Source organism: Streptomyces sp. NPDC051364, assembly GCF_040682115.1.
Lineage (GTDB): Bacteria > Actinomycetota > Actinomycetes > Streptomycetales > Streptomycetaceae > Streptomyces.
The window spans coordinates 232,286-248,154 of sequence record NZ_JBFBAH010000001.1; the positions used below are offsets into that span (position 1 = coordinate 232,286).

General features: G+C 70.2%; 18 protein-coding genes. 9 read left to right on the forward strand and 9 right to left on the reverse strand.

Annotated elements, in window-relative coordinates:
* Positions 1-26: 26 nt before the first annotated feature.
* From AB0M76_RS01140 to AB0M76_RS01150, 3 genes are all read right to left on the reverse strand, one after another.
* Positions 27-773, reverse strand: a complete 747-nt coding sequence (locus AB0M76_RS01140; RefSeq protein ID WP_365950913.1) for a helix-turn-helix domain-containing protein — start codon at positions 771-773, stop codon at positions 27-29.
* A 275-nt stretch (positions 774-1,048) separates the two neighbouring features.
* A complete protein-coding gene (locus tag AB0M76_RS01145; protein ID WP_365950914.1) occupies positions 1,049-1,276 on the reverse strand; it encodes a DUF5326 family protein in 228 nt (75 codons plus the stop codon).
* Between the two features lie 143 nt (positions 1,277-1,419).
* Positions 1,420-1,737: a cupin domain-containing protein gene (locus AB0M76_RS01150; RefSeq protein ID WP_030153240.1), complete on the reverse strand. Its 318-nt coding sequence runs from the start codon at positions 1,735-1,737 to the stop codon at positions 1,420-1,422.
* Positions 1,738-1,826: 89 nt separating this feature from the next.
* On the opposite strand from AB0M76_RS01150, the gene AB0M76_RS01155 reads away from it, so the two are divergent.
* The 5 genes from AB0M76_RS01155 to AB0M76_RS01175 all read left to right on the forward strand — a co-directional run bounded on the left by AB0M76_RS01155 (position 1,827) and on the right by AB0M76_RS01175 (position 5,529).
* Positions 1,827-2,207 carry a phage holin family protein gene (locus AB0M76_RS01155; RefSeq protein ID WP_365950915.1) on the forward strand — a complete coding sequence of 127 codons (381 nt, stop codon included), beginning with the start codon at positions 1,827-1,829 and terminating at the stop codon, positions 2,205-2,207.
* Positions 2,208-2,218: 11 nt separating this feature from the next.
* The gene (locus AB0M76_RS01160; protein WP_365950916.1) at positions 2,219-2,710 is read left to right on the forward strand and encodes a low molecular weight protein-tyrosine-phosphatase; all 492 of its coding nucleotides are present in this window, start codon (positions 2,219-2,221) and stop codon (positions 2,708-2,710) included.
* Positions 2,707-3,891, forward strand: a complete 1,185-nt coding sequence (locus AB0M76_RS01165) for a cystathionine gamma-lyase (RefSeq protein ID WP_365950917.1) — start codon at positions 2,707-2,709, stop codon at positions 3,889-3,891. The genes AB0M76_RS01160 and AB0M76_RS01165 overlap by 4 nt, the downstream gene beginning before the upstream one ends.
* Before the next feature lie 178 nt (positions 3,892-4,069).
* Positions 4,070-4,975, forward strand: coding sequence for a LysR family transcriptional regulator (locus tag AB0M76_RS01170; protein WP_365950918.1), 906 nt, complete (start codon positions 4,070-4,072; stop codon positions 4,973-4,975).
* 74 nt (positions 4,976-5,049) lie between these two features.
* Complete coding sequence (locus AB0M76_RS01175; protein ID WP_365950920.1) at positions 5,050-5,529, forward strand: NUDIX hydrolase; 480 nt, start codon at positions 5,050-5,052, stop codon at positions 5,527-5,529.
* Between the two features lie 29 nt (positions 5,530-5,558).
* Here the strand turns inward: AB0M76_RS01175 and AB0M76_RS01180 are convergent, their stop codons facing one another.
* Both AB0M76_RS01180 and AB0M76_RS01185 read right to left on the reverse strand, forming a co-directional pair.
* Positions 5,559-6,764: a globin domain-containing protein gene (locus AB0M76_RS01180; RefSeq protein ID WP_365950921.1), complete on the reverse strand. Its 1,206-nt coding sequence runs from the start codon at positions 6,762-6,764 to the stop codon at positions 5,559-5,561.
* A gap of 119 nt (positions 6,765-6,883) precedes the next feature.
* Positions 6,884-7,534: an HAD-IB family phosphatase gene (locus tag AB0M76_RS01185; RefSeq protein ID WP_365950922.1), complete on the reverse strand. Its 651-nt coding sequence runs from the start codon at positions 7,532-7,534 to the stop codon at positions 6,884-6,886.
* A 204-nt stretch (positions 7,535-7,738) separates the two neighbouring features.
* On the opposite strand from AB0M76_RS01185, the gene AB0M76_RS01190 reads away from it, so the two are divergent.
* From AB0M76_RS01190 to AB0M76_RS01200, 3 genes are read left to right on the forward strand one after another with little or no spacing between them, the layout of a single operon-like run.
* Positions 7,739-8,626 carry a GNAT family N-acetyltransferase gene (locus tag AB0M76_RS01190; RefSeq protein ID WP_365950923.1) on the forward strand — a complete coding sequence of 296 codons (888 nt, stop codon included), beginning with the start codon at positions 7,739-7,741 and terminating at the stop codon, positions 8,624-8,626.
* Between the two features lie 14 nt (positions 8,627-8,640).
* A complete protein-coding gene (locus AB0M76_RS01195) occupies positions 8,641-9,102 on the forward strand; it encodes a GNAT family N-acetyltransferase (RefSeq protein ID WP_365950924.1) in 462 nt (153 codons plus the stop codon).
* 54 nt (positions 9,103-9,156) lie between these two features.
* Positions 9,157-10,332: a winged helix DNA-binding domain-containing protein gene (locus AB0M76_RS01200; protein ID WP_365950925.1), complete on the forward strand. Its 1,176-nt coding sequence runs from the start codon at positions 9,157-9,159 to the stop codon at positions 10,330-10,332.
* Between the two features lie 16 nt (positions 10,333-10,348).
* Here the strand turns inward: AB0M76_RS01200 and AB0M76_RS01205 are convergent, their stop codons facing one another.
* Both AB0M76_RS01205 and dnaB read right to left on the reverse strand, forming a co-directional pair.
* Positions 10,349-11,734, reverse strand: coding sequence for a serine hydrolase domain-containing protein (locus tag AB0M76_RS01205; protein WP_365950926.1), 1,386 nt, complete (start codon positions 11,732-11,734; stop codon positions 10,349-10,351).
* Between the two features lie 9 nt (positions 11,735-11,743).
* Positions 11,744-13,207 carry a replicative DNA helicase gene (gene dnaB, locus AB0M76_RS01210; protein ID WP_352211594.1) on the reverse strand — a complete coding sequence of 488 codons (1,464 nt, stop codon included), beginning with the start codon at positions 13,205-13,207 and terminating at the stop codon, positions 11,744-11,746.
* 452 nt (positions 13,208-13,659) lie between these two features.
* On the opposite strand from dnaB, the gene AB0M76_RS01215 reads away from it, so the two are divergent.
* Entirely contained in the window at positions 13,660-14,997 is a 1,338-nt protein-coding gene (locus AB0M76_RS01215) for an MATE family efflux transporter (RefSeq protein WP_365950927.1), read from the forward strand.
* Positions 14,998-15,134: 137 nt separating this feature from the next.
* Here AB0M76_RS01215 and rplI read toward each other — a convergent pair whose 3' ends face one another.
* Both rplI and rpsR read right to left on the reverse strand, forming a co-directional pair.
* Entirely contained in the window at positions 15,135-15,581 is a 447-nt protein-coding gene (gene rplI / locus AB0M76_RS01220; RefSeq protein ID WP_266665753.1) for a 50S ribosomal protein L9, read from the reverse strand.
* Positions 15,582-15,599: 18 nt separating this feature from the next.
* A complete protein-coding gene (rpsR, locus tag AB0M76_RS01225) occupies positions 15,600-15,836 on the reverse strand; it encodes a 30S ribosomal protein S18 (RefSeq protein WP_005315025.1) in 237 nt (78 codons plus the stop codon).
* Positions 15,837-15,869: the final 33 nt, after the last annotated feature.

A 15,869-nucleotide genomic window follows, 5' to 3' on the forward strand; every position in this document is an offset into this window, starting at 1 on the left:
GCTTGCAGATCACAAGGAGTGAGTTTTCAGATACTGATAGAGAACGAGAGGGTGCTCAACAGCGCGCCTACTTCACTCCGTAGCCGATCGACCACACATAGCAATCGTTCCTCCTGGTGCAAAGGGAGGGAAATCGCCATGGTTGCGGCGGTATCGCCAGCAGTGATGGGGATGGCTGCACACACCGTGCCCAGCGCGTACTCCTGACGCTCCGTAACCGGCTGCATGCGACCGAGGGACCCGATCCGGTCTTCCAGGGCGCGCTGGTCTCGGACGGTGTACCGGGTGACGGCCTCGACCGGGTGCCGGTCGTAGTATTCCTTGCGCGTCTCCTCGTCCAGCTGGGCCAGCAGGCACTGCCCGATGGCGTGCGCATGGCCGGTCGCACGGAAATCGGCCCACTCCTCGACGGCAGGACTGGCCGGGGTGTCCGAAACGCCCACGAGCTCGATCTCACCTTCGCGGAACACCGCGAAGTAGACGGGGGCCCCGACCGCGTCGCGGAAGTGCGCGAGAGAGTCGAGGATCATGCTGCGACGTTTCTGCTGCAGTCCGCCGCCCGCGAGCCGGCCTGCGGCGGCACCGAGAACGAACACTCCGCCCTCGCGCCGCAGATAGCCCTCGTGGGTGAGCGTGCGCAGCAGGTGGTACGCGGTGGGGAGCGGGAGCCCGGCCTCGCGCGCCAGTTGTTTCGCCGGGGCTCCCTCGCTGTGGGAGCCCACTGCTTCGAGCAGTCTCAACGCTCGCTGCACCGAACCGATCAGCGTTGGCACACCGGCATTGTGAACCGAAGACAAAGCTCACCCCCAGGCGTGGCGGCGGGCCTTGGGAGGGCCCGCCCTGCGGGGGCCGCCCCCGCACATGCCGTGGTTCCTGGAGGTGATGCTCAGCCGGTACTGGAGAGAGCCGCAGGTCAGGGCGGCATTACCGGCCTTCGACCCAAGGGAACGGCACAGATTGCCACCCTATCCGCCGATTCCCGCGGTGTGAGCGGTTTGCCACCTCACGTTCCCCCGCCTGGGTTAGTCCCCGGGCTTGACCCCGGGTCCTACCAGTCGCCGGACGAGGACTTCGTACCACTGCCGCTGAACTTCTTCACGAGGAAGACCAGGCCGCCGACGAGGCCGACGAAGAGCAGCAGCTTGAAGGCGAACCCGATCAGGGCACCGAGGATGCTGGTGATGACACCGCCGAAGACGAAGAGCACCAGAAGCGGGATCGCGACCCACTTAACCCACCAGGGCATGCCTGCGAATGTCTGTCGGATGCCGTCCATGTCCTCAACCTCTTCCTGAGCCGTGACTTCCTGCTCTCGATGCTAGGAGGCCGCGAAGGCGCCCGGGGGCCCTCGAGCCCCCGGAGTCCCCTGATCCGCCCCCTAGGGGACCAGGGGTCCGACCCTCGGTCCGGGGCCCCCGGCTATGCCTCCGGCGGGGAGAACACCACAAGTACCCGCAGATCCTCGGTGATGTGGTGGAACTTGTGCACCACCCCGGCCGGGACGTAGACGACGCTGCCGCGGGCCACCGTCGTCGTCTCCTCCCCGACCGTGATCGAGGCGCGGCCGCTCACCACGAAGTACACCTCGTCCTGGCGGTGCGGCTGCTGCGGGTCGCTCTGCCCGGCGTCGAGCGCGTACAGCCCGACCGACATGTTCCGTTCGCGCAGGAACTGCAGATAGGCGCCGTCGTTCGCGAGCCGCTCCGCCTCGAGCTCGTCCAGCCGGAAGGCCTTCATCTTCGTTGTGCCCCTTGCTCTCTCGCGTTCCCTGGCATCCGCTGATCTGCTGATGTCCCACCGGGATCTTCTCTGCCACGATCAGACACATGACGAATTTCGTAGTCAAGACGCTCGCGAACGCCGCAGCCCTGGCCGTCGCCATCTGGCTGCTCTCCGGCATCACGCTCGACGACCACAGCTCCCTGGGCCGCAGGACCCTCACGCTGATCCTGGTCGCACTGGTCTTCGGCCTGGTCAACATCATTGTCAAGCCCGTTGTAAGGCTCCTCTCGTTGCCCCTGTTCGTCCTCACCCTCGGACTGTTCACCCTCGTCGTGAACGCCCTGATGCTGCTGCTGACCTCCTGGCTGGCCACGCAGCTCGACCTCAGCTTCCACGTCGACAACTTCTGGACCGCGCTCGTCGGCGGCCTGATCATCTCCGTCGTCTCCTGGGCCGTGAACATGGCCCTGCCCGACAAGAACTGAACGGACCGCCCATGTACCGCGTGTGCTTCGTCTGCACGGGCAACATATGCCGCTCGCCCATGGCCGAGTCCGTCTTCCGCGCCCGCCTCACCGAGGCCGGGCTCGATGCTCTCGTCGAGGTGGACAGCGCCGGCACCGGCGGCTGGTTCGAGGGGGACGGCGCCGATCCGCGCACCGTCTCCGTCCTCGAGTCCGCCGGGTACGAGCAGACCCACCGGGCCCGGCAGTTCCGGGCCTCGTGGTTCAGCGGTCTCGACCTCGTCATAGCGCTCGACGCCGGGCACCTGCGGGACCTGCGGGCGCTCGCACCCACCCCCGAGGACGCCGCCAAGGTACGGCTGCTGCGGTCGTACGACCCGGCGGCCACGGCCGCGGAGACCGATGTACCGGATCCCTACTACGCCCCCCTCGACGGGTTCGAGCTGTGCCTGGAGCTCGTCGAGGCGGCGAGTGCGGGCCTGCTGGACGCCGTACGCGAGGCAGTGAAGGAGCACACCGCGTGAACGACCACGCCGACCAGGCATCAACAGCAGCGGCCGGGGCCGCCACGGCGGACGGGCTCGGCGACGGCACCCGGGCCGTGCGCGCCGGACTGCCCGAGCCCGTGAAGAACGAACCGCCCCTGCCCGGACCCGTCTTCGCCGCCCACTTCCACCTCCCCGGCGACGTCGAGGGCCCGTACACCTACGGCCGCGACACCAACCCCACCTGGACCCTGCTGGAACGGGCCATCGGGGAACTCGAAGCCCCCGGCCAGGACGGCGTGGACACCATCGTCTTCGCGTCCGGCATGGCCGCGGTCTCCGCCGTCCTGCTCTCCCAGGCCCGCACCGGGGACACCGTCGTCCTGCCCGACGACGGCTACCAGGCGCTGCCGCTGGTCCGCGAGCAGCTGGAGGCGTACGGGATCCGCGTCCGCACCGCCCCGACCGGCGACGACGGGCAGCTCGCCGTCCTCGACGGGGCCAGGCTGCTGTGGATCGAGACCCCTTCCAACCCCGGGCTCGACGTGTGCGACGTACGGCGCCTGGTCGAGGCCGCGCACGCGGGCGGCACCCTGGTGGCCGTCGACAACACCCTCGCCACCCCGCTCGGCCAGCGGCCCCTGGAACTCGGCGCGGACTTCTCCGTCGCCAGCGGCACCAAGGGCCTCACCGGCCACGGCGACCTCCTGCTCGGCTACGTCGTCTGCCGCGACCCGGGACTCGCCGCCACCATCCGGCGCTGGCGCAAGATCGTCGGTGCGATCCCGGGCCCGATGGAGGCCTGGCTCGCCCACCGCTCCCTGGCCACGATCCAGCTGCGCGCCCGGCGCCAGTGGGCCAACGCGCTGGCCGTCTCCGAGGCGCTGGCCGACCGTACAGACGTGACCGGGCTGCGCTACCCGGGGCTGCCGGCGGACCCGTCGCACAAGACGGCCGCCCGGCAGATGCGCGGCTTCGGATCCGTCGTCTCCTTCACCCTGCCCGACCGCGCACACGCCGAACGCTTCATGGCCGCCCTGCACCTGGTCGAGGACGCCACCAGCTTCGGCGGCGTACGGTCCACCGCGGAACGGCGCGGACGGTGGGGCGGCGACCCCGTCCCGGAGGGTTTCATCCGCTTGTCCGCCGGGGCCGAGGACACCGGGGACCTGGTCGCGGACGTGCTGCGCGCCCTCGACGCCGCGGGCGCCGGCGCCTGAGCGGCAGCAGACATGGAGCGGTCCGAGCCTCCCCCCTAGTGGCTCGGACCGCCCGGGTTCTGCGCGCGAAGAACCACGCGCCCAAGGCTAGTTGACCCGGCGGCAGAGTCCAATCACGGTAACGACAGGGGCCTATCGGCATATTTATAGTTGAAGGCCCCCACCGAGAGGGGCCTTCATGGACCTGGCCCTGCTGCGCACCTTCGTCGCCGTGCACCGGGCGGGCTCGTTCACCCGGGCCGCCGCACTGCTCGGGCTGTCCCAGCCCGCCGTCACGTCCCAGATCCGAACCCTCGAACGCCAGCTGGGACGGCCGCTGTTCCACCGCAGGGCCCGCGGGGTCACCCCCACCGCCGTCGGCGACGAACTCGCCCACAAGGCCGCCCCACACCTCGACGCCCTGCTGCGGATCACCGAGGCGGAGCGGGAGGCGGCCGGTACGTTACGCACCCTGCACGTCGCCGGTCCCCCCGAATTCCTGTGCCTGCGCGTCCTGCCCGCTCTCGCACCGCTCGTCGGACAGGGCCACACCCTGCGCACCGTCCTGCAGACCGGCGCCGAGGAGGCCCTCGACGGGCTCGCCGCCGGCCACCACGACCTCGTCGTCACCACCGCCCGGCCGCGCGGCGGACTGTTCAGCACGACCGCCCTGTGCGACGAGGAGCACGTCCTGGTCGCCGCGCCCTACTGGGCCGCCCTCGTCGATCCGGACCGGCTGCGCGAGACCGGCCCTGCCGCCCTCGACGGCATTCCGCTCGTCGAGGTCCACGAGACCCTGCCGCTCGTCGCCCGCTACTGGGCCGCGGTCTTCGAGACCCGCCCCGGGACCCGGCCCGATGCCGCCACCGTCGTCGCCCCCGATCTCAGGGCCGTACTGGAATGCGTCCGGGCCGGCGCGGGACTCGCCGTCCTGCCTCGATATCTGTGCCAGGACGCCCTCGACCGCGGGCAGATCGTCGCCCTGCTCGAGCCGCCCGTACCACCGCTGCGCACCTGGTTCCTCGTCGTACGGGCCGGCAGCCTCGCCCTCGCCCACCTCGCCCGTGCGCACGACCGGCTGCTGCGCGCCGCCGCGCACTGGTGAGCCTCCGCTTCCGGCGTGCGGCGCGTTTCGCCGACAAGCGTTTCAGACACCGCAGTCTGGGCCACTCTTCTCCCATGACCGAACGTCCCGTGGTCAAACGCACCGCCCGCGCGATCCTGCTCGACGGTGGCGACCTGATCCTTATCAAACGCACCAAGCCCGGCGTCGACCCGTACTGGCTCACCCCCGGCGGGGGAGTGGAGTCCTCGGACGCCACCGTCGTCGACGCCCTCCACCGAGAGATCCACGAGGAACTCGGCGCGAAGATCACCGATGTGGTGCCCTGCTTCGTCGACACCGTCGAGCACATCGCCGACGGCGGAGTGACCGGAGTGAAGGTGCAGCACTTCTTCGTCTGCCACCTCGAATCCATGGACCCCAGCCAGCGGCACGGCCCCGAAGTGGACGAGCCCGCAGGCGAGTACGAGATCGTCCGCGTGCCCTTCAGCAGGGTCGGCATCGCCACCGTCCATCTCGTCCCGCTGTCCCTGCGCCACTACCTCGACGGCAACATCGAGGGCGTGCGCGCCATGCACGCCCCCGACCTGGGCTGAGCTCGGCCCGGGCCGTGTCGGCCCGGGTCTCAGCCGGCCGCGCCCACCAGCTCCTCGAGCGCGTCGAAGCGGATCCGGTCGCCGGGGATCCCGATCCGCTTGAGCTCGTCGACACCGCTGCGGATCATCGCGGGCGGCCCCGAGATGAACGCGTCGTACGAGCTCCAGGGCCCATGCTCACCGACCGCCTGCGGCAGCTGCCCCGCCAGGCCCTCGCAGACCACCGGGCGCACCGACAGCCATGGATGCGAACGCTGCAGCCCCAGCAGGGTGTCCTTGTCGTACAGGTCGCCGTCGCTGCGCGCCCCGAAGAACACCTCCACCGGGCGGCGCTCACCGTGCTCCGCCACGTCCTCGATCAGCGCCTTGATCGGGGCTATGCCGGTACCGCCGCCCAGGCACAGCATCCCGTTGTCGGTGGTGTGGTCCACCACCATCGACCCGGCCGGCGGCCCGAGCCGCAGCACGTCGCCGGGCCGGGCATGCCGCACCAGCGCATTGGAGACCCAGCCCGCCGGAACGGCCTTGACGTGGAAGGACAGCAGTCCGTCGGCGCGCGGGGCCGAGGCGAACGAGTAGTGCCGCCACACCCGGGGCCACCAGGGGGTCTCCAGGCTCGTGTACTGGCCCGCCAGGAAGGAGTAGGGCTGATCGGGGCGGACGGTCAGCACCGCGATGTCCGGGGTGCGCAGATCGTGCGAGACCACCTCCGCGTGCCACCACGCAGGGGTCTTCACCTCGTCCTCCGCCGCCGCGTCGATCATGATCTGAGACATCGCGGTGTAGGCCCGCACCCATGCGGCCTGTGCCTCCGGCCCCCAGCTGTGCTCCGCGTACCGGGCCAAGGCGCCGATCAGGGCCTCGCCCACCACCGGATAGTGCCCTGCCGCCGTGCCGTACTTGCGGTGCCCGGTACCCAGTCGGCGCAGATAGGGAACGAGCACGTCCGGGTTGTCGATGTGCTCGGCGGCGGTCAGCAGCGCCTTCAGGAGCCGGTCGCGCTGTGCGTCCATGGCGGCCGGGAACATGCCCCGCACCTCCGGGTGCCTCGTGAACACCAGGGCGTAGAAGTACGAGGTCACCTTGTCGGCGATCGGTGCGATTTCCTCGAGGGTCCGGCGGATCAGCACCGCGTCCGGGGAGGGCTCGACCGCACCGCCCCCGGACGGTATCCGGGCCGTCCGTCTGGCCGATCTGGTGGGCGGAGCGTCCATGCGGTGCCTCGCTTCGAACATCTCGGTCGGTAAGCACGCCACGGCCTTCGAATCCGTGGTTCCGGGCCTCAAAGCCTGCCAGCCGCCCCAACCACCCGCGGGGAAACGCGGAAAATCCGCGTTTCGAACCCACTTTCCTCCTAAGATGCTTGGACTTCCGGGCGGGCCGCCCCGACCAGCTGATATGCCTCTCGCAGGTCCCGGCCCTCGTAGACATACGTCGCCCGCTCCGCCAGATACGGCCGCGCGTTGACTGCCACCGACACCGAAACGGCCTCGAACAGCACGGCGTCGGTCGACGAATCCCCGTACGCGACACAGTCGGCCCGGCTCACCCCGAACTGCGCGCACAGCCGGTCAGCCACCGTGACCTTGCCCTCGGGCGTCAGGATCCCGTTCGCGTCCACGGGCCGGGTGAAGGGCACCTCCGGGAAGACCGAGCCGTGTGCGGCATGCGCGCCCCACTCCAGCAGCAGTTCCACGAAGAACGACGGCGACAGCGAGATCACCGCGCAGTAGTCCCCGCGCTCCCTGATCTCCCGCCACACCTCGCGAATCCCCGCCAGCCAGGGAGCTTTGTCGAACGCCGCCCGGACATGCGCGGGCGTCAGCCCTGCCCACAGCGCATGCGCCGCCACCGAGAATTCGTGCGGCCCGATCTCCCGCGCTCCGAACGATCGCTCCAATTCGGCGATCTCCGCGCTCAGGCCGAGCTGTCGGGAGATCTCGACCGGCGCCGCCGAGCCGTACATCAGCGTCCCGTCGAGATCGAAAAGGTGCAGGAGAGTCATGGCAGTCGAGGCTAGCCGGTTCATTTCACCGCGGGCGCCTCCTGGCCGTGGCCGGGGCAGGAACAGCGATGTTTCACGTGAAACATCGCCTGGTCCCACAGGGACCTCACCGGGGTGCCGACGGAGAGACATCGGGATGTTTCACGTGAAACATGCGCCCCAAATCCTCTGGACGCCCTCCATCCGGTGATCCACTCTGGGCCGGTGACACCACCACACCTGACCGACCTGCCGATCCGTGCGCTGACCGTGGACGACCTCAGCCACTGCGCCGACCTGTCCGAAGACCGCGGGTGGCCGCGCGAGGACCACAAGTGGGGGCTGCTCCTCGCCGCGGGCAGCGGCTACGGCATCGATGCCCCCGACGGACAGGGGCTCGCCGCCGCCTGTGTCGTCACCTCGTACGGCCACTCCCACGCCGGCCCGGAACTGGCCGCCATCGGAATGGTCCTCGTCGCCGAGCGCTATGCCCGCCAGGGCCTGGGCCGCCGTCTGATGACGTACATCTGCGACGACCTCCTCAAGGGCGTCCCTCTCACCCTGCACGCCACTCCCTACGGCCGCCCCCTCTACGAGGAGCTCGGTTTCGACACCACAGGCCGCGCGGAAATGCTCCGGGGCACGTTCCGCCAGGACCCCGCGACTCCGGAACCGGGCTCCGTGGCGGTCCGGCCGGCGACCGGCGAGGACATCCAGCGGATCCTCCGCCTGGACACCGAGGTCTTCGGTACCGACCGGACCCACATGATCACGCGGCTTCCCGCCTTCGCGGACCGGCTGCTGGTCGCCGAGGACGGCCGGGGCGAGCTCGTCGGCTATGCCGCGATCTGGCCCAACATGGAGAACCACGTCATCGGCCCGCTGATCGCCCGTGACACGGCCGGCGCCCAGGCACTCGTCACCGCTCTCGCCGCCGTCACCGACCGGCCGCTGCGGACCGACATCGACGTACGCCACGAGGAGCTCCTGACCTGGCTCAAGGACCGCGGCCTCGGCTCCGTCGCCTTCAACGCCGTCATGACCCGCGACATCCCCGGTCTCCCCGGCGACTGGACCCGCCGCTGGGCCCCGCTCACCGTTGCAGCAGGCTGAGAAAGGACGCCTCCATGACCGACCCCGACGAACCGGCCATCCGCCCCGCCGCCGAGGAGGACCTGCCCGCCATCGTCGCCATGCTCGCGGACGACCCCCTCGGCGCCACCCGCGAATCCCCCGACGACCTCACCCCGTACATCGAGGCTTTCAAACGCCTGGCCGACGACCCCCACCAGCACGTGGTCGTGGCGGTCCGCGAGGGCCGCGTCGTGGGCACGCTCCAGCTCACCATCGTCCCCGGACTCTCCCGCAAGGGAGCCACCCGCGCGATCATCGAAGGGGTCCGCGTCCACGCCGACGAGCGCAGCAGCGGCCTGGGCACCCGGTTCATCCAATGGGCCGTCGAGCGGGCACGCCGTGAGAACTGCCAACTCGTCCAGCTCACCTCGGACGTGACCCGTACCGACGCCCACCGCTTCTACGAGCGGCTCGGGTTCACCGCGTCCCACGTCGGATTCAAGCTCTCTCTCTGATCGCCCGTACGGAAGGCCGGGCCGGCGTCGGTGGCCCGGCCTACGATCGGGAGGATGAGCCCCAGCCTCCCCCTCGTCACCACCGCCGAGCGTCGCCACCGGCTCGGCCGCAGACACCGACTGGCTCCCTCGGCGCATGCGGCCACGGTCGCCCAGGCTGCGGACGCCGTCGTGGCACTGCACGCCACGGATGCCGCGACCGTGTTCCTCTCCGCCCGCGCCCGGCTCACGGAAGGCGGCCCCGCCGCCGTCGAGCAGGCGCTCTACGAGGACGTCTCGCTCGTCCGGCTGCTCAGCATGCGCAATACGCTCTTCGCCGTCTCCACGGAACTCGCCCCGTACGTGGACGCCTCGACCGCCCGGGGCATCGCCGTCAAGGAGCGCCGTACCTTCCTCAAGCACCTCGACGAGGACGGCCAGGGCCTCGATGCAGCCTGGCTGGCCCGGGCCGAAACCGCCGCACTCGACGCCCTCGACACCGGCGGCCCCTGCACCGGCAGCCAGCTCTCGGCGGCCGTGCCCGCACTGCGCGAGAAGATCACCATCGGCCGGGGCAAGAAGTACGAGACCGAGACCGGCGTCGCCACCCGTGTCATCCGGCTGCTGGCCGCCGACGGCCGGATCCGCCGTGACCGGCCGCGCGGATCGTGGACCTCCAGCCAGTTCCGCTGGGTGCACACCGAGCCCTGGCCCGCCGTGCCCGCAGCCGAGGCCCGCGCCGAGATCGCCCGGCGCTGGCTGCACGCCTACGGTCCGGCCACCGAGGCGGACCTCAAGTGGTGGACGGGCTGGACCCTCACCGACGTCCGCAAGGCCCTCGCCGCCGTCGGCCCCGACCAGGTCCGTCTCGACGACGGCAGCACCGCCCTCGTCAGCCCCGGCGACACCGCGCCCGAACCCGCCCCGGAGCCCTGGGCCGCACTGCTGCCCGGACTCGACCCCAGCGGCATGGGCTGGGCCGACCGGGGCTTCCACCTCGACCCCGCCCACCGGCCCGCCTTCTTCGACTACGCCGGCAACATCGGCCCCACGGTCTGGTGGAACGGCGAGATCGTCGGCGGCTGGGCCCAGCGCGCGGACGGCGAGATCGTCTGGCGGCTACTGGCCGACCCCGGCCGCGTCGCCGAGGAGGCGATCACGGCCGAGGCGGCCGGCCTCGCCCGGTGGGTGGGCGACACCCGGATCACGCCGCGCTTCCGCACCCCGCTGGAGCGCGAACTCGTCGCCTGAGCCTGCCGGCCGAGCGCTAGCCGATGCCCCGCCAGCCCTGCGGGTCCACCCCTCCGGGCACCGGGGCCTGGGCGTCGTACGGCTCCCTCGTGAACACGAACGAGCCCAGGTCGAGGTGGCTGACCGAACCGTCCTCGCGGCGGACCGCCCGCAGCGTCTCCCCCGCGTAGTAGCCGGAGAGTCCGGTCCAACTGCCGCCGGGCTCGGCCCGGAACCGGGCCGACCGGCCCGTCGCGCCCACCGGGGCGAGTTCCAGCAGCCCGTCCGCCTTCAGCCTCAGCACCTGCACCGACGTACCCCAGTACCAGGGGCCGCACAGCTCCAGGGCGACCGGATCGGCCTCCCGGAACGGCCGCCAGGGCTGCGGGAACCGCGGTTCCGCGTCCGCGACGATGGACACCAGGTCCGCGGCCACCGTCGCGGCGGGCAGCCCCGACGTACAGTTCGCCAGCACCACGGCCGCCACGTCGTCCGCCTCGCTCAGCCACAGCCCCGCCACGAATCCCGGGAGCGATCCGCTGTGGCCGGCGAGCCTGCGGCCGCCGCTGTCGGCCAGCTGCACGCCGAGCCCGTAGCCGAGTTCGGCGAAACCGGGCTCCGGCGGAGAGGCCGGCGTCCGCATCTCCCGTACGCTCTCCGCGCTCAGCACCCGCTCGTCGCCACGGGCGAGGAACACGGCGAACCGCGCCAAGTCGCGTGTCGTGGACCAGAGTTGCCCGGCCGCGGCCATCAGCCCCAGATCCTCCAGCGGCTCGGGCATCATCACGTCGGCCCACGGGTGCACCGCCCAGCCGCCCGCGTGCGGAGCCTGCGGCTGCGCCGTCGTACGGTCCAGAGCCAGCGGCTCCAGGACCTCGGCCCGGAGCACCTCTTCCCACGGCTTCCCGCGTACGGCCTCCACGAGCGAACCCAGCAGCGTGTAGCCCGGGTTCGAGTAGTGGTGCCGCCTGCCGGGCCGGAAGCGAAACGGCTCATCGCCCAGCACATCGTCAAGCCCGGGGCGCAGCGCGCCGGGCGTGCGCTCCCACCACTCGCCCGGCGTCTCCGCCGCCAAACCACCGGTGTGGGCCAGTAGTTGGGCGATGGTCACTTCGCCGGCGCCCGTCCCGGGCAGGTGCTTCTCCAGCGGGTCCTCGAGCAGCAGCAGGCCCTCGTCACGCAGTCGCATCACCAGAACAGCGGTGAAGGTCTTGCTGATCGACCCGATCCGGTACTGCACGTTCCCGTCGGGCCCGTGCCCCTCCACGGAGGTCCGGGAGCCCTCCCAGACCACCTCGCCGCCGCGGGCCACGGCCGCCACCACTGACGGCGCTCGTCCCTCGCTCTGCGCGACGGCGATCCTGTGCCGCAGCGCTCGCCGGGTCGCGGGAAGCAGTTCAAGATCCTCAGATACGGCATCCATGATCGGATGCTACGTGTTGGCCATGTCCACGAACCGCGAATAGTGGCCCTGGAAGGCGACGGTGATCGTCGCCGTGGGGCCGTTACGGTGCTTCGCGACGATCAGGTCCGCCTCGCCCGCGCGGGGCGACTCCTTTTCGTACGCGTCCTCGCGGTGCAGCAGGATCACCATGTCGGCGTCCTGCTCGATCGAGCCCGACTCACGCAGGTCAGAGACCATCGGCTTCTTGTCGGTGCGCTGCTCGGGACCACGGTTCAGCTGGGACAGCGCGATCACCGGCACCTCGAGCTCCTTGGCCAGCAGCTTGAGGTTTCGGGACATGTCCGAGACCTCCTGCTGGCGGCTCTCGGGACGGCGCGAGCCGCCCGACTGCATCAGCTGGAGGTAGTCGATGACGACGAGCGAGAGGTCGTTGCGCTGCTTGAGGCGCCGGCACTTCGCCCGGATCTCCATCATCGACAGGTTCGGGGAGTCGTCGATGTAGAGCGGGGCGGCGGAGACATCGGGCATCCGGCGGGCCAGCCGGGTCCAGTCGTCGTCCGTCATGGTGCCCGAGCGCATGTGGTGCAGGGCCACCCGGGCCTCCGCCGACAGGAGGCGCATCGCGATCTCGTTGCGCCCCATTTCGAGGGAGAAGATCACGCTCGGCAGGTTGCTCTTGATGGAACAGGCCCGGGCGAAGTCCAGCGCGAGGGTGGACTTACCCATGGCGGGACGGGCCGCGATGACGATCATCTGGCCCGGGTGCAGGCCGTTGGTCAGCGAGTCGAGGTCCGTGAACCCGGTCGGGACGCCGGACATCTGGCCGCTGCGCGAGCCGATGGCCTCGATCTCGTCGAGCGCACCCTCCATGATGTCGCCGAGCGGAAGGTAGTCCTCGGAGGTCCGCTGCTCGGTGACGGCGTAGATCTCGGCCTGGGCGCTGTTGACGATCTCGTCGACGTCGCCGTCCGCCGCGTATCCCATCTGCGTGATCTTCGTACCGGCGGCGACGAGGCGGCGCAGGACGGCCCGCTCGTGGACGATCTCCGCGTAGTACTCGGCGTTGGCCGCGGTCGGGACGGACTGAACGAGGGTGTGCAGGTACGAGGCCCCGCCGACCTTGCTGATCTCGCCGCGGCGGGTCAGCTCGGCGCCGACCGTGATCGGGTCGGCCGGCTCGCCCTTGGCGTACAGGTCGAGGATCGCCTGGTAGATCGTCTCGTGCGAGGGCCGGTAGAAGTCGTGGCCCTTGATGACCTCGACCACGTCCGCGATCGCGTCCTTGGACAGCAGCATGCCGCCGAGCACCGACTGCTCGGCGTCGAGGTCCTGCGGCGGGACGCGCTCGAAGCCGCCGCCACCGCCGTCCCAGGAGCCGCCCTCGCGGCCCCGCTCGTGCTGTTCGTCCCCGCGGCCCCGGCTGTCGCTGTTACGGCGCGAACGGGCGGGCAGACGGTCACCTGGACCGCTGTCGGCCCAGGGGTCGTCCATGGGCTCGGGCATGCTCACCGGGCCGCCTCCTCCCGTCCGCAACGCGGACCTCGCCGTGCCACTCTTTCTAGGGCACGGCTCTGACATTTGGGGCACCCGAATCCGCAGTCGGCGAGTCGGGCAACGCACAACGGTAGGGCCGGGAGCGACGTCAGCCAATCTTGTTATCCACAGGCTGTGTGGATGAGATGTGGATGACGGACCCAATGCTGTGGGTAAGTCGCCGGAAGCTGTGCACGGACCGGGGGACGGTGCTGTGGACAAAATCACCTGCCCTACCCACACACCCGACCTGAGCTGCATGTTCTTCCTCCAGAGGCTGTGGGGGAGAAATTTCTTGGCCCTGTTCCCGAGATCGCCTCCAACGGGGTGCCGAGAAGACGCGAGTCAACTCACAGGTAAGGGTCCAAGACCAGTTGCATCCATTACCTGTGGAAGATTAGATTGAGCACATGACACAGGCCCTCGCGCCACTGAAGGCCGCCCCAAGACAGCACGACCGCGAGATACTCGCGCTCGCCGTCCCGGCTTTCGGCGCCCTCGTCGCCGAACCCCTGTTCGTGATGGCAGACAGCGCCATCGTGGGGCACCTCGGCACCCCCCAGCTGGCCGGCCTCGGCATCGCCGCCGCCCTGCTCACCACCGCCGTCAGCGTCTTCGTGTTCCTCGCGTACGCCACCACCGCGGCCGTCTCCCGCCGGGTCGGAGCGGGAGACCTCCCGGCAGCCATCCGGCAGGGCATGGACGGCATCTGGCTCGCCCTCCTGATCGGGGCTGCCGTCGTCACCGTGGTGCTCCCCACGGCGCCCTGGCTGATCTCCCTCTTCGGAGCCTCCGACACCGTCGCCCCGTACGCGGTCACCTACCTGAGGATCTCCGCCCTGGGTATCCCGGCCATGCTGATGGTGCTGGCCGCCACCGGTGTCATCCGCGGCCTCCAGGACACCCGTACCCCGCTCTACGTCGCCGTCGGGGGCTTCGCCCTCAACGCGGGCCTGAACGGCGCCCTCGTGTACGGCGCGGGCTTCGGCATCGCCGGTTCCGCCTGGGGCACCGTGATCGCCCAGTGCGCCATGGCCGGCGCCTATCTCGTGGTGGTGGTCCGCGGAGCCCGCCGGCACGGGGCCTCCCTGCGCCCCGACTCCGCGGGCATCCGGGCCTGCGCCCAGGCCGGCGTGCCGCTGCTGGTGCGCACCTTGTCGCTGCGCGCCGTCCTGATGATCGCGACCGCTGTGGCCGCGCGGCTCGGCGACGCGGACATCGCAGCCCACCAGATACTGCTCTCCCTGTGGAGCCTGCTCGCCTTCGCTCTCGACGCGATCGCCATCGCCGGGCAGGCCATCATCGGCCGCTACCTGGGCGCCGGCGACACCGAGGGCGCCAAGACCATCTGCCGCCGCGTCGTGCAGTGGGGCATCGTCTCGGGGATGGTCCTGGGGGCACTGGTGATCACAGCCCGCCCGCTGTTCATCCCGCTCTTCACCGGCGATCCCGCGGTCGAGGACGCTCTGCTGCCCGCCCTGCTGGTCGTGGCCCTCTGCCAGCCGGTGGCTGGCATCGTGTTCGTGCTCGACGGGGTTCTGATGGGCGCGGGAGACGGCCGCTACCTCGCCCGGGCGATGCTCGTGACGCTGGCCGCGTTCACCCCGGTGGCATTGCTCGTCCCGACCGTCGGCGGCGATCTGACCACACTGTGGTGGGCCATGACCCTGATGATGCTGGTCCGAATGGCCACCCTCCAGCTGCGGGCACGATCCGGCCGATGGCTGGTAGCAGGGTCGACCCGCTGATCCACTGATCCGTGAGCCGATGTTTCACGTGAAACATCGGCTGCTTCTCGGCATGTTTCACGTGAAACATGGCCCACAGCCCGCGACAACGACGAAGGGCCGCACCCCATAGGGGTGCGGCCCTTCGCTCGCAGCACTTAGGCGGCGACGACCTCGACGCCCACGTTCGCGGCGACCTCGGCGTGCAGACGCACGGAGACCTGGTACGAACCGAGGGTCTTGATCGGGGCAGCCAGCTCGACGCGGCGCTTGTCGACCTTCGGACCACCGGAAGCCTCGATCGCCGTGGCGATGTCGGCCGGGGTCACGGAGCCGAAGAGACGGCCGGCGTCACCCGAGCGGGTGGCCAGACGGACCTTCGTGCCCTCGAGCTTGGCCTTGACCTCGTTGGCCTGCTCGATGGTCGCGATCTCGTGGATCTTGCGGGCGCGGCGGATCTGCGCCACGTCCTTCTCGCCACCCTTGGTCCAGCGGATCGCGAAACCACGCGGGACCAGGTAGTTGCGAGCGTAACCGTCCTTGACGTCGACGACATCGCCGGCGGCACCGAGGCCAGTAACCTCGTGGGTCAGGATGATCTTCATTAGTCGGTCACCCTTTCCTTATCGCGCGGTGGACGTGTAGGGCAGCAGTGCCATCTCACGGCTGTTCTTCACGGCCGTGGCGACGTCACGCTGGTGCTGCGTGCAGTTGCCGGTGACGCGGCGGGCACGGATCTTGCCGCGGTCGGAAATGAACTTCCGCAGCATGTTCGTGTCCTTGTAGTCCACGTACGCGGTCTTGTCCTTGCAGAACGCGCAGACCTTCTTCTTAGGCTTGCGCACAGGCGGCTTCGCCATTGTGTCTCTCCTGTGTGATCAAGAAGTGGGGAT

Excerpts from the sequence above, each read along its gene's own strand:
- AB0M76_RS01215 (WP_365950927.1), top strand. The coding sequence starts at position 13,660 with ATGACACAGGCCCTCGCGCCACTGAAGGCCGCCCCAAGACAGCACGAC.
- AB0M76_RS01205 (WP_365950926.1), bottom strand. The coding sequence starts at position 11,734 with ATGGATGCCGTATCTGAGGATCTTGAACTGCTTCCCGCGACCCGGCGA.
- AB0M76_RS01170 (WP_365950918.1), top strand. The coding sequence starts at position 4,070 with ATGGACCTGGCCCTGCTGCGCACCTTCGTCGCCGTGCACCGGGCGGGC.
- AB0M76_RS01200 (WP_365950925.1), top strand. The coding sequence starts at position 9,157 with ATGAGCCCCAGCCTCCCCCTCGTCACCACCGCCGAGCGTCGCCACCGG.
- AB0M76_RS01175 (WP_365950920.1), top strand. The coding sequence starts at position 5,050 with ATGACCGAACGTCCCGTGGTCAAACGCACCGCCCGCGCGATCCTGCTC.
- rpsR (WP_005315025.1), bottom strand. The coding sequence starts at position 15,836 with ATGGCGAAGCCGCCTGTGCGCAAGCCTAAGAAGAAGGTCTGCGCGTTC.
- AB0M76_RS01160 (WP_365950916.1), top strand. The coding sequence starts at position 2,219 with ATGTACCGCGTGTGCTTCGTCTGCACGGGCAACATATGCCGCTCGCCC.
- AB0M76_RS01180 (WP_365950921.1), bottom strand. The coding sequence starts at position 6,764 with ATGTTCGAAGCGAGGCACCGCATGGACGCTCCGCCCACCAGATCGGCC.
- AB0M76_RS01185 (WP_365950922.1), bottom strand. The coding sequence starts at position 7,534 with ATGACTCTCCTGCACCTTTTCGATCTCGACGGGACGCTGATGTACGGC.
- dnaB (WP_352211594.1), bottom strand. The coding sequence starts at position 13,207 with ATGGACGACCCCTGGGCCGACAGCGGTCCAGGTGACCGTCTGCCCGCC.
- AB0M76_RS01195 (WP_365950924.1), top strand. The coding sequence starts at position 8,641 with ATGACCGACCCCGACGAACCGGCCATCCGCCCCGCCGCCGAGGAGGAC.
- rplI (WP_266665753.1), bottom strand. The coding sequence starts at position 15,581 with ATGAAGATCATCCTGACCCACGAGGTTACTGGCCTCGGTGCCGCCGGC.
- AB0M76_RS01145 (WP_365950914.1), bottom strand. The coding sequence starts at position 1,276 with ATGGACGGCATCCGACAGACATTCGCAGGCATGCCCTGGTGGGTTAAG.
- AB0M76_RS01155 (WP_365950915.1), top strand. The coding sequence starts at position 1,827 with ATGACGAATTTCGTAGTCAAGACGCTCGCGAACGCCGCAGCCCTGGCC.
- AB0M76_RS01150 (WP_030153240.1), bottom strand. The coding sequence starts at position 1,737 with ATGAAGGCCTTCCGGCTGGACGAGCTCGAGGCGGAGCGGCTCGCGAAC.